The sequence below is a fragment of the Curtobacterium sp. ZW137 genome, assembly GCF_003762905.1.
Lineage (GTDB): Bacteria > Actinomycetota > Actinomycetes > Actinomycetales > Microbacteriaceae > Curtobacterium.
On record NZ_RJKS01000003.1, the window covers coordinates 360,097 to 374,760 of the forward strand.

The 14,664-nt window shown below is 71.1% G+C and carries 10 protein-coding genes; 8 read left to right on the plus strand and 2 right to left on the minus strand.

The genetic code is table 11. From position 1 onward, the window contains the following. Positions 1 to 23: 23 nt before the first annotated feature. The 5 genes from EDF55_RS11345 (at position 24) to EDF55_RS11365 (ending at position 5,373) form a co-directional block, all read left to right on the plus strand. Positions 24 to 1,214 (plus strand): ABC transporter ATP-binding protein, encoded by a 1,191-nt coding sequence (locus tag EDF55_RS11345; RefSeq protein ID WP_123655061.1) that lies wholly within the window; start codon positions 24 to 26, stop codon positions 1,212 to 1,214. Further along, positions 1,211 to 2,419 carry a PotD/PotF family extracellular solute-binding protein gene (locus tag EDF55_RS11350; protein WP_123655062.1) on the plus strand — a complete coding sequence of 403 codons (1,209 nt, stop codon included), beginning with the start codon at positions 1,211 to 1,213 and terminating at the stop codon, positions 2,417 to 2,419. Before EDF55_RS11345 ends, EDF55_RS11350 begins: the two co-directional genes overlap by 4 nt. Continuing rightward, positions 2,416 to 3,327, plus strand: coding sequence for an ABC transporter permease (locus tag EDF55_RS11355; RefSeq protein ID WP_123655063.1), 912 nt, complete (start codon positions 2,416 to 2,418; stop codon positions 3,325 to 3,327). The genes EDF55_RS11350 and EDF55_RS11355 overlap by 4 nt, the downstream gene beginning before the upstream one ends. Further along, positions 3,324 to 4,190 (plus strand): ABC transporter permease, encoded by an 867-nt coding sequence (locus EDF55_RS11360; protein ID WP_123655064.1) that lies wholly within the window; start codon positions 3,324 to 3,326, stop codon positions 4,188 to 4,190. The genes EDF55_RS11355 and EDF55_RS11360 overlap by 4 nt, the downstream gene beginning before the upstream one ends. 319 nt (positions 4,191 to 4,509) lie before the next feature. Then, a complete protein-coding gene (locus EDF55_RS11365; RefSeq protein ID WP_221180747.1) occupies positions 4,510 to 5,373 on the plus strand; it encodes an NUDIX hydrolase in 864 nt (287 codons plus the stop codon). Here EDF55_RS11365 and EDF55_RS11370 read toward each other — a convergent pair. Both EDF55_RS11370 and EDF55_RS11375 read right to left on the minus strand, forming a co-directional pair. Beyond that, positions 5,360 to 6,949, minus strand: coding sequence for a GMC family oxidoreductase (locus EDF55_RS11370; protein ID WP_221180748.1), 1,590 nt, complete (start codon positions 6,947 to 6,949; stop codon positions 5,360 to 5,362). The two genes, EDF55_RS11365 and EDF55_RS11370, sit on opposite strands and share 14 nt — an antisense overlap. Further along, entirely contained in the window at positions 6,946 to 8,295 is a 1,350-nt protein-coding gene (locus EDF55_RS11375; protein ID WP_123655065.1) for an alpha/beta hydrolase, read from the minus strand. The genes EDF55_RS11370 and EDF55_RS11375 overlap by 4 nt, the downstream gene beginning before the upstream one ends. Positions 8,296 to 8,384: 89 nt before the next feature. On the opposite strand from EDF55_RS11375, the gene EDF55_RS11380 reads away from it, so the two are divergent. From EDF55_RS11380 to EDF55_RS11390, 3 genes are read left to right on the plus strand one after another with little or no spacing between them, the layout of a single operon-like run. Next, positions 8,385 to 10,934, plus strand: coding sequence for a carboxylate--amine ligase/circularly permuted type 2 ATP-grasp protein (locus tag EDF55_RS11380; protein WP_123655066.1), 2,550 nt, complete (start codon positions 8,385 to 8,387; stop codon positions 10,932 to 10,934). Continuing rightward, positions 10,934 to 12,730, plus strand: coding sequence for an N-acetylglutaminylglutamine amidotransferase (locus EDF55_RS11385; protein ID WP_123655067.1), 1,797 nt, complete (start codon positions 10,934 to 10,936; stop codon positions 12,728 to 12,730). The genes EDF55_RS11380 and EDF55_RS11385 overlap by 1 nt, the downstream gene beginning before the upstream one ends. Next, on the plus strand, positions 12,727 to 14,625 hold the full coding sequence (locus EDF55_RS11390; RefSeq protein WP_260235893.1) for a prolyl oligopeptidase family serine peptidase: 1,899 nt from the start codon (positions 12,727 to 12,729) through the stop codon (positions 14,623 to 14,625). Before EDF55_RS11385 ends, EDF55_RS11390 begins: the two co-directional genes overlap by 4 nt. Positions 14,626 to 14,664 lie beyond the last annotated feature (39 nt).

The following is a 14,664-nucleotide window of genomic DNA, read 5'->3' on the forward strand; positions in this document are numbered from 1 at the left end:
GCCGACCACTCCCTGGAGGCACCATGGCAATGACCGGCACGTTCGCCGAATCGGGAGCCGACCTGCGGCTCGAACAGATCACGAAGGCCTTCCCGGGGCACACGGCGGTGGACGCCCTCGACCTCACGGTCCCCGCTGGATCGTTCTTCGCCCTGCTCGGACCGTCCGGCTGCGGCAAGACCACGACCCTGCGGCTCGTCGCGGGACTCGAGGAACCGACGAGCGGCACGATCACGATCGGCGGGAAGGACGTCACCGAGACGAAGCCGTACCAGCGGCCCGTGAACACGGTGTTCCAGAACTACGCGCTGTTCCCGCACATGAGCGTGCTCGACAACGTCGCGTTCGGGCTGAAGCGCCGGCGGATCCCGGACCCGATGACGAAGGCCCACGAGGCGCTCCGCCTCGTCGAGCTCGAGGCCTCGGCCTCCAAGCGGCCTGCCCAGCTCTCCGGCGGCATGCAGCAACGCGTCGCCCTCGCCCGGGCGATCGTGAACCGGCCGGCGCTGCTGCTCCTCGACGAACCGCTCGGCGCGCTCGACCTGAAGCTCCGGCACCAGATGCAGCTCGAGCTGAAGACGATCCAGGCCGAGGTCGGGCTGACGTTCCTGCACGTCACCCACGACCAGGAAGAGGCGATGACGATGGCCGACACGGTCGCCGTCATGAACGGCGGCCGGATCGAGCAGATGGGCAGCCCCCAGGACCTCTACGAACTGCCGAAGACCGCATTCGTCGCGAACTTCCTCGGCCAGTCGAACCTGCTCGAGGGTGACGTCCGTGGAACCGAGGGCGAGCTCATCGTCGTCGCGACCGCCGCGGGCACCATCGCCGTGCCGGCCGCGCGTGCCGTTGCGACCTCCGGCCGCGTGGTCGTCGGGGTGCGCCCCGAGAAGCTCAAGATCCGCACCGCGGAGCCCTCGCACGAGGCCGGACGCAACATCCTCGGCCCGGGACGCGTCGTCGACGTCTCCTTCTCCGGCGTCAGCACGCAGTACCTGGTCGACGTCCCCGGCGCCGGCCGGGTCTCCGTCTTCGCCCAGAACTCGAAGGGCGGGCCGCGGATCGCGACCGGCACCGAGGTCTGGCTCACGTGGGGCGTCGACCACGGATTCGGTCTGGAGGCACCCGACGCGTCCGACGCGAGCGTCACCACCCAGGCCGCGCCGGGCCTCCAGGCCGTGGAGACCGCCACCGCAGGTGCGGTCGCGTGAGCGCCCGACCCGACCTGGTGCGCGGACTGACGTCCGCCCGGGTCAGCCGGCGGGGGTTCCTGGCCGGAGGCGGCGCGGCCGCCGTCGCGGCACTCCTCGCCGGCTGCAGCATCAAGGGCTCCGCCGCCTCGATGGGTCCCCCCGTGGACTGGACCGCCTTCTGGAAGGACGCGAAGGCGACGAAGGAGCTCAACTTCGCGAACTGGCCGCTGTACATCGACTCCGACCACGGCAAGTCCGAGTCGCTCGCGCTCTTCAAGGAGGCGACCGGCATCGCGGTGGACTACCAGGCGGTGATCCAGGACAACGCGACGTTCTACGCCACCGTCTCCCCGATCCTCCGCGCGAAGGGCGCTACCGGGTACGACCTCGTCGTGATGACCAACGGGTACGAGCTCACCGAGATGATCAAGAACGGGTTCGTCTGCGAGCTCGACCACAGCCGGCTGCCGAACTTCGCCGCGAACGCGTCCGACTCGGTGAAGGACCCGAACTACGACCCGGACAACAAGCACTCGGTCGTGTGGCAGACCGGGTTCACCGGTCTGGCGTACAACCCGAAGTACACCGGGCGGAAGATCACCTCGTTCAAGGACCTCCTCGATCCGGCGTTCAAGGGCCGCGTCGGGTTGATGAGCGACAACACCGAGCTCGGCTCACTGGCGCTCCTGGCGCTCGGGATCGCGCCGGAGACGTCGACCGCCGCGGACTGGCGGAAGGCCCAGCAGTGGCTCCGTGAGCTGCGCCCGAGCGTCACCGGGTTCTACGACCAGAGCTACATCAACCGGCTCGAGAACGGCGACACCTGGATCACCCAGGCCTGGTCGGGCGACGTGTTCCAGGCGCAGCAGTCGGGGTTCCCGGACCTGGAGTTCGTCACCCCGGAGGAGGGGCAGATGACCTGGCACGACAACATGCTCATCCCCCGGCAGGCGGCGAACCCGGTGTCGGCGCTGGCCTGGATGGACTTCTACTACACGCCGAAGGTCGCCGGGATCGTCGAGGACTGGGTCAACTACGTCTGCCCCGTCCCCGCCGCCGAGGACTACGTCCGCGACCAGCTCGACGACGCGACGGTGGCGGACAGCCCGCTCGTGTTCCCCGACTCCTCGGTGTTGGAGAAGTCGCACGAGTTCCGCGTGTTCAAGAACTACGACGAGTACTCGGAGTGGAACGGCATCTTCAACGCGGTGGTGCAGTCGTGACCGCCGTCGCCCTGGGTGCCCCGCCCGCTGCACCCGTTCGTCGCGGGCGGCGTCGCAGCACGCCGTTCCTGCTCGCGCTGGTCGGCACCGCGTACCTCTGCGTCTTCTTCGTCATCCCGCTCCTGTCCGGGCTGATCGTCTCGCTCATGTCCGGCAACCCGGACGACGGCTACACGTTCACGTGGAACTGGGGGATCTACTCCTCGCTGTTCGTGAACCCGCAGGTGCCGTACCTCACGTTCCTGCTCCGCTCCCTCTGGTACGGCGCAGCGGCAACGGTCGTGACCATCATCGTCGGTTACCCCGTCGCGTACTTCATCGCGTTCCGGGTGTCCCCGCGGTGGAAGAACCCGCTGCTCATGCTCGTCTTCGTGAGCTTCCTGGTGTCGTTCATCATCCGCACCGACATGTGGGCGTTCGTGCTCGCGTCGCAGGGGCCCGTCGTCACCTTCCTGCAGGGGATCGGGCTCGCCGGCAAGGACTTCCACATCCTCGGCACCGGCGGGGCGGTGATCTTCGGGGACGCGTACAACGACCTGGCGTTCATGGTGCTGCCGATCTACGCCGCGCTCGAACGGATCGACCCGCGCCTCGGTGAGGCCGCGAACGACCTCTACGCCGGCAAGGTCCGGGCGTTCTGGCACACCACGCTGCCGCTGTCCCGCTCCGGCATCTTCGCCGGTGTCCTGCTGGTGTTCATCGACTGCGTCGGCGACCCGGTGAACTCGGCGCTCCTCGGCGGCACGAACACGTACACGATCGGGCAGGCGATCCAGGACGCGTACTCCGGCAACCAGCAGTACAACGTCGCCGCCGCGCTCTCCACCGTGCTCATGGTGGTGCTCGGCATCATCCTGTTCATCTACGCCCGTGTGTCCGGCACCGACGACCTCGAGGACCTCGTATGACCGCCGTCGCACCACCCCGCACCACCGCCCCCGCGTCGCCCGTCTCCGCTCCGGTCGTGCACCGGCACGGCGTGAACCGACGCGGGCCGTGGCTCGCGATCGTGTACTGGGTGGTCATCGCGATCACACTCGTCCCGATCATCTACATGATCGTGTACTCGTTCAACGACGCCCCGACGAACCGGTTGTCGTTCGCCTGGAACGGGTTCACGACGTACTGGTACGCCAACCTCGTGAACGTGTCGGGGCTCGGCGCGGCGTTCGTGACCTCGGTCGTCATCGCGTTCCTCGCCGCCATCGTCTCCGTCGCGATCGGCCTGCCGCTCGCGCTCGCCCTCGAGCGGTACAAGTTCCCCGGCCGTGGCGCCGTGAACGCCGTCGTGTTCGCGGACATCGCCGCACCGTCGATCGTCGTCGGCTCCGCGTCGCTGTCGTTCTTCCTGTCGATCGGGCTGGGGACCGGCTTCCTCACGGTGCTGCTCACGCACGTGGCGTTCGACGTCGCGTACGTCGTCGTGGTGCTGCGGGCGCGGATCGCCGGGACCTCACGCGCGCTCGAGGAAGCGGCCGGCGACCTCGGCGCGACGCCGTTCCAGGCGTTCCGGCTCGTGACGCTGCCGCTCTTGGCGCCGGGCATGCTCGCCGCGGGGCTGCTGGCGCTCGCGATGTCCATCGACGACTACGTGATCACCTCGTTCGTCGCCGGGCCCTCGGTGACCTTCCCGCTCTTCGTGTACGGCGCCGCGAAGGCCGGGATGCCGCCGCAGGTGCTGTGCTTCGGGACGCTGGTGTTCGCGGTGGGGCTGCTCGTCGCGCTGCTGAACGGGGCGCTCAACCGACGGTTGGCGCGGACGCGCGGCTGACCGGTCGCCCCGGAACGTGCCGCACCGATCGAGGTCGGTGCGGCACGTCCTTGTCTCAGTCCTTCCGGACCAGGTCGACCAGGAGCCTGGCGGGCGTGCGATCGGGCCGGAGCTCGATTACACTGGACCCGAGCGTTACGACTCGGGAACGGCTGTTGCCCGTCCCGGCTTTCCACTCGGAGAGCAACCGAAGCCCATCACCGTTCCTGCGGTGGTGGGCTTCACGCTTGCCCCAGGGTCGCCACCCGGCGGTGTCACGACCCACACGGTCAGCCTATGTGGAATGTCACCGGATACCGTGCTCCCGTACGCTCGGTGCATGGACGCCACCGAGGTCGACGAGCGGGACAGCACGTGGGAGAACCACCACCCGCGGTTCCGCGTCTACGTGCAGGAACCCTCTGGCGAGACGTACACCACCGCGACGTACGACCTGACCGGAGCCGACGTCCTGCAGGCGATGGACTGGGCGCAGCGCCAGGCCGCGACTCGTTCGGACGCCGTCTGGGCGCTCGCGCTGGTCGGGCAGGACAGCCGCGGACTCCGTGGCCTCACGTGGCTCGTCGGCATGGACGCGAACGATCCGCCGTCCGACGACCACGAGATCGACCTCCGGTTGCGGATGACCAGCAGGACTGCCAGGCCCGTCGGTGTCCCCTCCCGCGACCAGTGGCGGCCGGAGGGCTCGAGTGCGGCCGTCGTGCACGCGAACCCGTGGTTCACCGTCACGGAGACGGTGGACGCCTCGGAGCGCAGCTGGTTCCGGCTCCGCTCGTCGGACAGCGTGATCGTCGCGGCCATGGTCGACGATCGGATCGTCTTCGTGCACGGCGTGCGGGACACCACCGGTCCCGAGCCGCGCTACGAGTTGCCGTCGGGTGGGATCGAGCCGAGCGACGACTCCGCGGCGGCCGCCGCCGCCCGTGAACTCCTCGAGGAGACCGGCGCTGTCTGCGGTGAACTCACCGAGGTCGGCACCTTCGTGGCCGAACCCGGGGTCTCGGACGTCCGGACACGGGTGTTCGTCGGGACGGTCACCGAGCGCCGCGAGACCGCACTCGAGCCGGGCGAAGACTGGACCACCGTCGAGCTCGAACCCTCAGAGGTCGACGCCGCAGTCTCGGCCGGGGAGGTCACCGACGGCGCGACGCTCGCCGCGCTGCTCTTGCTCAGGAGGCCGTGAGGAGCGCCTCGTCGCGGTCGGCCGCGGCGTCGTCCCGCAGCAGGCGGTCGGCGGTGCGGAGCGAGAGCGCCATGATCGTCAGCGCCGGGTTCGCGATGAGGGAGCTCGGGAACACCGAGTTGTCCACGATCCACAGGTTCGGCACGTCCCACGACCGCCCGGCGGCGTCCACGACCGAGCACGCCGCGTCCGCGCCCATCCGCGCCGTACCGACGGTGTGCGCGGTCCGGTCGAGGACCCGCACGTCACGGCCGCCGGCAGCTTCGACGATCGCGGTCATCGTCCGGATCGCATGCCGTGTGATGGCTTCCTCGTTCGCGCCGGGGGAGAAGGACACCCGCGCCTTCGGTACGCCGTTGCCGTCGAGTTCGTCGCTGAGCACGAGCCGGTTGTCGTCGTACGGCAGGCACTCCGCGTTCATGCCGACGCCCGCCATCGACGGGTAGTCCCGGATCGCCCTGACCAGGGCAGCGCCTCGGAGCCCGCCCCCGCGGACCAGCGATGTGGCGAGGGTGAGGGGCTGCACACCGAGGCTCTGGATGAGGTAGCCGCCCGCGAAGTCGGCGTCGGCGGGACGGACGAAGTCCTCGGTGATGATCGACGACGGGTACCCGCGGTAGGACCGCATCGACGCATCGAACGTCGCCCAGACCTGGGTCCCCCCGTGCGCGGTGAAGTTCCGTCCGACCTGGTCGCTGCTGTTCGCCAGCCCGGTGTGCAGGAGCAGGCGCGGGGTCTCGATGCCACCGGCCGCGAGGACGAGTGCGCGGGTGCGCTGCCGGTGGTCTCGCCCGTCCTGGCGGTAGACGACGGCCTCGACCTCGCCGCGGACGTCGAGTTCGATGCCGTGCACGAACGCCTCGGCGCGGATCTCGGCGCCGAACGCGACGGCGGCGGGCAGGTAGGTGGTGTCCATCGACACCTTCGCGCCGTTGCGGCACCCCTGGTGGCAGGAGCCGCAGGACACGCAGGCCTGGCGGAGGCCGTGGTGCTCCTGCATCCGGTCCTCGGTGGTGAGCCCCACGGGTGCGTCGGTCGCGGTGATGCCGACCTCGGCCGCGCCGCGGATCATCATGTCCGAGGACGCGTTCCGGGGCGGCGGTCCCATCCGGTAGCGGCGGGCCGGGTCCCACGGGTAGTGCGCAGGGCCTGCGACGCCGACGTCGTGCTCGGCCTGTTCGATGTACCGGACGAGCTCGGCGTGGTCGATCGGCCAGTCCTCGCCCTGCCCGGAGTCGGTGCGGAGCCGGATGTCGTGCTCGTTCGGCCGCGGCGTGAACGCTCCCCAGTGCAGGGTGGAGCCACCGACGCCGGTGCCGCTGTTGTTCGGACCGAACGCCGTCGGTGCGGCGCCGCCGCTGATCCGCTCGTCCATCCAGTTGATGTCGCCGGGTGCGGCGACCTCGTCGGGGGTGTGGTCGCCGGGCTCGGTGTTCGGCCCGGCTTCGAGCGCGACGACCCGCAGGCCCTTCCGGGCGAGCGATGCGAGCAGGGGTGCCCCGCCGGCTCCGGTGCCGACGACGACCACGTCGACGACCTCGTCCTCGGCGTACCGGCGCTGGTGTTCGAGTCTCATCGTGTGGCTCCCGCCGGTTCCCATGCTTCGCGCTGTCCCGCTCCGAGGAGCTGGAAGCCCTGCTTGCGGACGCCGTCGCCGCCGTTGGCGAAGCCGTCGTAGTCGATCTCCGACATCGTCGCGGGGTGCGCGACCCACTGCTTGACGAGGTCGACGCTGGCGTCCTCGGCCCAGACGCGGAGCTGCTCGGCGTCGAACGGGCCGCTGGAGGGGGTGTGTCGGCCCGCGGTGACGGCGTCGAGCACGGTGGCGAGGTGGTCGTCGCCCTGCGCTGCCTCCGGTTCGAGGGCGTCGAGACCGGCCCGGTAGGCGTCGACGTCCGCCGGCAGTCCGTCCGGCCGCCAGCCGTCGCCGAGTCCGGCAGCGAGCTGGGCGTCCACGCGGAGGGCGACGTCCACGGGGCGACTGCCCGGCTGCGGCACGACGACCCGCGCGACCGCCCGGAGCGTCGCCAGCTGGGTGTCGGTGAGCGCCAGGGGTGCCGCGTCCGGGTCGTCCGGGAGCGACCGCACGGCCAGGAGTCCGCGCGTCCGAGCGCTGACGCGGGGCGACGCGATCACGCGGGCGGTCGCCGCCGGGACCACGGGTCCACGGTCGACACGGCGGTCCCAGAAGGCGCGGATCCGCTCGGCGACCTCGTCGGGGCGCTCCCACGGCAGCAGGTGTGCGGCACCGGGCACGACGTCGAGCGTTCCGTTGGACCAGTGCGGCAGGTTCAGATCCCGCTGCGCGTCCTCGCCGAGGTCGCCGTCGGCGGCTCCGGCCAGGATCAGCGCCGGGACGGGGTTCGGCCCGAACGCGGCGGACCAGTCCTCGCGGCTGCCGCGGACGAGCCAGTCGGTCCAGGCCCGGGGGTCGGCGCGTTGCACGTCGTGCACGGCCATCGCGTGCGGTTCGGGTGGCAGCTGGGCGTCGGTGTTCGCTGCGACGAAGGTGTCCGCCTCGTCCGGCCCGATCGTGCCGTCCTTCGCCCAGCCGAGCATCGAGCTCCGTCGTTCCTCGTCCATCGGTTCCGGGGAGAGCGGGGACGCGGCGAGGAGGACCACCGCTCGGAGGCCGAACAGGCCGTTGGAACCGTCGATCGTCCGGGATGCGACGACCGACGCGACCTTGCCGCCCATCGAGTGGCCGATGAGCACCCACTCGGTCGCACCGCTCCGGCCGATCGCCCGCTCCACCCGTTCGGCCATCTCCTCGACGGTGGTGCCCGTCGCGGCCGAGCTCCGGCCGAACCCGGGGAGGTCGATGCCGATGAGGTCCAGGGTGCCGGCGAGGCGTGCGCGCAGCGTGGCGAACTCCTCGGAGCTCGACCCGAGGGCGTGGAGGCAGAACGCGGTCGCCGTCATTCCTCCACTTCTACGTGATGCGACACGGTTCTTCACAGCGCGGCGTACCCCGCCGCGCGGACCACAGGTGTCGCGGGTAGGTTCCACACATGAGTGCAGAGCTGACGCTCGGCGCCGAGGAAGAGCTGCACCTCATCGACCTCGAGTCCGGCCGACTTTCCGCGAAGGCCCCCCGCCTTCTCCCCAAACTGCCTGCAGACCGCTTCGGCGCCGAACTGCAGCGCACGACGATCGAGACGAACACCCCGGTGGTGACGACCCTCGACGACCTCCGGCGTGTGATCGTGGACCTCCGCAGCGAACTCGCGACGGCGATCGCCCCGGCGGGCGTGACCATCGCCGCGGCGGGCACGGCGCCGCGGTCGGAGTACGCCGACTTCGAACTGACCTCCGGTGGCCGCTACGGCCGCATGCAGGAGCAGTACCGGATGCTCGTCGACGAACAGCTGATCTGCGGCCTGCAGGTGCACGTCGGTGTGAGCGACCGCGACCTCGCGGTGCAGATCGCCCAGCGCGTCGCGTCGACGCTGCCCGTGCTGTTGGCACTGAGCGCGTCGAGTCCGTTCTGGAACGGCCAGGACACCGGGTACGCGTCGTTCCGCAGCATCATCTGGCAGCGCTGGCCGTCCGCCGGCAGCTTCGGTCGGGTCGAGAGCGCGGCGGAGTACGACAAGGTCCTCGACGACCTCATCGCCTCCGGTGTGATCGCCGACAAGAAGATGGCCTACTTCGACGTCCGACCGTCGTCGCACGCGCCGACGCTCGAACTGCGGGTCTGCGACGCCACGCCGGTCGTCGACGACGCGGTCCTCATCGCCGGGCTGTTCCGCGCCGCGGTGCGGAAGGCCGAGATCGCGGTCGAATCGGGTGCCGAGTGGCACCCCCGCAGCGAGCCCCTGCACCGCGCGGCGATGTGGCAGGCGGCGCGGAGCGGGCTGAGCGGTGACCTCCTCGGCCTCGGACAGCACCCGGAACGGCTCCCGGCGGAGATCGCCGTGCGCCAGCTCGTGTCGCGCCTCCGCCCCGAGCTCGAGGAACTGGGCGACTGGGGGACGGTGAGCGACCTGCTCGAGGACACCCTCGCCCGCGGCAACTCCACCGACCGGCAGCGCACCGCGTACGCCGAGCGCGGTGAGCTCGACGACGTCGTGGCACTCGTGGTCGAGGACACGGCGGGAACCCCGTCCGGGCGGGACGACCACCCGGTGATCGCGATTCCGTCGTACCGGGTCCGTGCCGGTGACGAAGCCGTCGGACCGGGTGCTCGTCCCCGGCCGGCGTTCCGCGACCTCGCGGCCTTCTTCCGCGGGTGGGACCCCGAGACGACGATCGAGCACTGCACCGCGCGTGACGCCTGGACCCGGGAGCACGAGGTGGGCTTCGTCGTCGCCGGTGCGACGCAGGAGTTCGGCTGCGACCTGGTCCCGCGCACGATCAGCGCGTACGAGTGGTCCCAGCTCGAAGCCGGGCTGGGGCAGCGTGCCCGCGCGATCGAGCTGTTCCTCCGTGACGCGTACGGCGAGCGGCGGATCGTCGCGGACGGCGCGATGGACGAGCGCGACTTCGTCGGTGCGAACGGCTGGGACCCGGACGCGTCCCGGCTGCCGAAGGACGCGGTCCGGGCGCCGGTGATGGGGTTCGACCTGGTCCGGAACGAGTTCGGTGGCTGGCGGGTGCTCGAGGACAACGTGCGCTCACCGTCCGGCGTCGCGTTCGGGGTGGCGCTCCGTGAACTCATGGACGACGTGGTCCCGGACGCCCCGCGTCCGGCGGGCCTGCGCGACCCGCACTCCGTCCTCACCCGCGTCCGCGACACCCTCCGCACCAACGCGACCGCGGTCACCGGCCAGGCCGACCCGGTGGTGGCACTGGTCAGCGACGGCCCCGCCGCCGGCGCCTGGTACGAGCACCGCAGGATCGCCGACGGGGCCGGGCTGCGCCTCCTGACCGAGTCGGACCTGGACGTCCGTGACGGACGCGTGATCGAGGTGTCCACCGGCGACGTCGTGGACGCGCTCTACCTGCGCGTCGACCGCGACGCGAGCGCCCTGACCAACGACCGCACCCCGGACCTCGGCGCACGGATCCTCGACGCCGCCGAGGCGGGGCGCGTGTACCTGGCCAACGCGCCCGGCAACGCGCTCGTCGACGACAAGGCGATGTACGTCAACGTGCCGGACCTGATCTGGTACTACCTCGACGAGAAGCCGCTGCTCGAGTCGGTCCCCACGTACCGCACCAGCATCGAGGGCGAACGGCTCTCGGTGCTCGACCGTGTCGGCGAGCTCGTGACGAAACCGGTCGACGGCGAAGGAGGTCGTGACGTCCTGATCGGCCCGAGCGCGAGTGCTCCGGAGGTCGCCGAACGCCGCCGTGAGATCGCGGCGAACCCGGCCGGCTGGGTCGGGCAGGAAGTCGTCCAGCTCTCCTCGCACCCGACGATCGGTCCGGCCGGCCTCGATCCCCGGCACGTGGACCTGCGGGCGTTCGTCTACGTCACCGGCACCGGGCCGGACGACACGCACCTCGCCGACGTCGCGCTCACCCGCGTGGCACCGGAGGGCAGCATGGTCGTGAACTCCTCACGGGGTGGCGGGGCCAAGGACACCTGGATCATCGGCAAGGGAGAGGACCGCTGATGTGTGGACTCGCGGGCGAGATCCGGTTCGACGGGACGTCCCCGGACGTCGGTGCCGTCGCCAGGATGACCGGGTGCCTCGTGCACCGGGGGCCGGACGGTGACGGGCTGTGGGCGCGTGGGCCGGTCGCGCTCGGGCACCGCCGACTGTCCATCGTCGACCTCTCCACCGCCGGCGCGCAGCCGATGGTGGTCACCCGGCTCGGGCTGACCATCGCGTACAACGGCATGGTCTACAACTACCGGCAGCTCCGCGACGAGCTGCACGGCAAGGGCCACCGGTTCGACTCGACCTCCGACACCGAGGTGATCGTCGCCGCGTACGCCGAGTGGGGCACCGCGTTCGTCGAGCACCTCATCGGGATGTTCGCGATCGCGATCTGGGAGCACGCGAGCGGACGGCTCGTGCTGGCCCGCGACCGGCTCGGCATCAAGCCGCTCTACGTGGCGGAAGTCCCCGGTGGGCTCCGGTTCGCGAGCTCGCTGCCGGCGATCCTGGCGGGCAACGGCCCCGGGGGCAGCGTCGACACGTCAGTCGACCCGGTCGCCTTCGCGTCCTACATGAGCTTCCACTCGATCGTCCCGGCGCCCCGCACCATCCTCTCCGGCGTCGGCAAGCTCCCGCCCGCGACCGTCCGGGTCGTCGAACCGGACGGCTCGTCCACCGACACCACCTACTGGGAACCCCGTTTCGAGCGCGACCCGGCGAGGGCCGACTGGACCGACGAGGACTGGCAGCAGGCCTTCATCGACTCGCTCCGCACCGCGGTCGAGCGGCGCATGGTGGCCGATGTTCCCGTCGGGGTGCTGCTCTCCGGCGGCATCGACTCCTCCCTCGTGGTCGCCCTGCTCGCCGAGGCCGGCCAGCAGGACCTCGCCACCTTCAGCATCGGCTTCGAGTCGGCGGGCGGCGAGTCCGGGGACGAGTTCGAGTACTCCGACCTGGTCGCACGGCACTTCGGCACCGACCACCACCGGATCCGGATCCCGTCGTCGCGGCTGCTCGACGGCATCGACGGTGCCGTCGCCGCGATGAGCGAACCGATGGTCAGCCACGACTGCGTCGCGTTCTACCTGCTCTCGCAAGAGGTCTCCCAGCACGTCAAGGTGGTGCAGTCCGGGCAGGGCGCCGACGAGGTGCTCGGTGGGTACGACTGGTACCCACCGCTCGCGGACGTGCCGCGCGACCAGGCCGCAGAGGCGTACCGATCCGTCTTCATGGACCGCAGGTGGTCGTCGCTGCAGCCGATGCTCGGGGAGCGGTGGCGGAGCGACGACGACACCCCGTCGGCCTTCGTGGACCGCGAGTTCGCCCGCCCAGGAGCATCGACGAGCGTCGACGCAGCGCTCCGGAGCGACACGACGATCATGCTCGTGGACGACCCGGTGAAACGGGTCGACAACATGACGATGGCCTGGGGGCTCGAAGCGCGCGTCCCGTTCCTCGACCACGAGTTCGTCGAGCTCGCCGGGACCATCCCGCCGGCGCTGAAGCTCGCGGACGGTGGCAAGGGCGTGATGAAGCGCGCAGCACGCGGGATCGTGCCGGACGCGGTCATAGACCGCACCAAGGGTTACTTCCCGGTGCCGGCGATCCGCCAGCTCGAGGGCCCGTACCTCGAACGCGTCCGCGACGCGCTCATGGCGCCGGCTGCCCGGGAACGCGGGCTGTTCGACCCGGGTACGGTCGAGCGGATGCTCCAGGACCCGAACAGCACACGGACCGAGATCGGCGCGAACGCGCTCTGGCAGCTGGGCCTCATCGAGATGTGGCTGCAGCAGCAGGGGGTGCGGTGAGCGGGGCCGCTCCGGTCCGGCCGGGAGGCCCGGCTCGCGTCGACCCGTCGGGTGCTGCCGAGCAGACGGTCGCCACCACGGCCGCGGTCGACCTGGGCGAGCGGCTCACCGCCGCCTGGGGATCGTGGGGCCCGACCATGACGCGGAACGCGCGCCGGGTGGCGTTCGTCAGCGACCGGCACGGTACCCCCGAGGTGTTCGTGCAGGACGTCGTCGTCGACGGTCCGTTGCCCGAACCGGTGCGGATCTCGCTCTCCGATGATCCGGTCATCCGGGTCACGTGGTCCTCCGACGGCGAGTGGCTGGCCGTCGCGATCGCGACCGACGGCGGCGTCAAGCAGCAGGTCTGGGTCGTCCGGCCGGACGGCACCGACGCCGCGCAGATCGCCGGGTCCCGGTACCAGCACGCCGAACTCGGCCCCTGGAGCCGCAGCGGCCACCGCGTCGTGATCACGCTGCCATCCACCGAGGCCGACCAGCCCGCACGCTCGTACCTCGTCGACCCGGTGTCCGGCGACCGCGACGACCTGGCCGTCGGCGAGCTCATCCACATCCTCGACCTGTCGGTGGAGGAGCGTCTCGTGGTGCTCCGCGACGGCCAGCGCGGGCACGAGTTCGTCGTGGTCGTGGACCGTCTCACCGACGAGAGCCACCCGCTGCTCACCGACCCGCAGTCCGGGTCCGCGGAGATCGCGTTCCTCCGGCCGTCCCCCGCGAGCGAGACGAGCCCACTCGTGGCCTACGTCGCGACCGAAGCGGGCGCACCGCGTCGGCAGCTCATCGCCCAGCCGGTCGGCCCGCACGGATGGCGCGGCGAGCCCCGGCTGATCATGGGCCGCGCGGACGCCGAACTCGAGTTCCTCGACGCCGACGACGCCGGGCGGACGCTGCTCCTCGGCTGGAACGTCGACGGCCGGAGCGAGCTCGACCTCATCAACACGCACTCCGCCTCCCGGACCCCCGTGCCCGGCCTCCCCGGGTACGTCGTCACCGACCCCGTGCTCAGCCGCGACGGCCGGAGCGTCATCCTCACGGTCGAGGGACCGACCCGGCCTCGGGAGCTCTGGCGTCTCGACACGAACGAGCTGACGTGGAGCCGCGTGACCGACGTCCCGGCGCTGCCGTCCGTGGCGCTCGTCGAGCCGACGCTCGAGCGCTTCGCGGCCCGCGACGGGGTCGAGCTGACCGGATGGCTGTACCGGGCGTCCGAGCCCGGCGCGGCGATGATCCACCTGCACGGTGGGCCCGAGTCGCAGGAACGGCCGACGTTCTCGCCCCAGCACCAGGCACTCGCCGCGGCCGGGATCACCGTGTTCGCGCCGAACATCCGCGGGTCCTCCGGCTACGGCACCGAGTTCGTGCACGCCGACGACCTCGGCCTGCGGTGGAACGCGCTCGCCGACGTCGTGGACTGCGCACGGTGGCTCGTGGCGAACGGGTACGCGGACCGTGAACGGGTCGCGGTCGAGGGCCGCTCCTACGGCGGCTACGCAACGCTGGCATCGCTGGCGTTCACGCCCGACGTGTTCGCCGCCGGGGTCGCGGTGTGCGGGATGAGCGACTTCGCGACGTTCTACCGCGACACCGAGCCGTGGATCGCGTCGGCCGCCGCGACGAAGTACGGGCACCCCGTCGACGACGCCGACCTGCTGGCGTCGCTCTCGCCGATGCGGGCCGTTGACGACGTCACCGCGCCGTTGCTCGTCGTGCACGGCGAACTCGACACCAACGTCCCCATCGGTGAGGCGCACCAGGTCGTCGCCGCCCTGCGCGAGCGCTCCCACGACGTGGCGTACCTGGAGCTCGAGGGCGAGGGGCACGAGTACCGCCGCGCTTCCTCGCGCGCCCTGCTCGTGCGCGAGATGGTCGCGTTCCTGGCCGCTCGCCTCGGCTAGCGCCTGCGAGGGTCAGCGTTCGTGGATTCTCTAGGATCG

Coding starts and splice junctions, on each gene's coding strand:
- EDF55_RS11380 (WP_123655066.1), top strand. CDS start 8,385: ATGAGTGCAGAGCTGACGCTCGGCGCCGAGGAAGAGCTGCACCTCATC.
- EDF55_RS11360 (WP_123655064.1), top strand. CDS start 3,324: ATGACCGCCGTCGCACCACCCCGCACCACCGCCCCCGCGTCGCCCGTC.
- EDF55_RS11385 (WP_123655067.1), top strand. CDS start 10,934: ATGTGTGGACTCGCGGGCGAGATCCGGTTCGACGGGACGTCCCCGGAC.
- EDF55_RS11370 (WP_221180748.1), bottom strand. CDS start 6,949: ATGAGACTCGAACACCAGCGCCGGTACGCCGAGGACGAGGTCGTCGAC.
- EDF55_RS11345 (WP_123655061.1), top strand. CDS start 24: ATGGCAATGACCGGCACGTTCGCCGAATCGGGAGCCGACCTGCGGCTC.
- EDF55_RS11365 (WP_221180747.1), top strand. CDS start 4,510: ATGGACGCCACCGAGGTCGACGAGCGGGACAGCACGTGGGAGAACCAC.
- EDF55_RS11375 (WP_123655065.1), bottom strand. CDS start 8,295: ATGACGGCGACCGCGTTCTGCCTCCACGCCCTCGGGTCGAGCTCCGAG.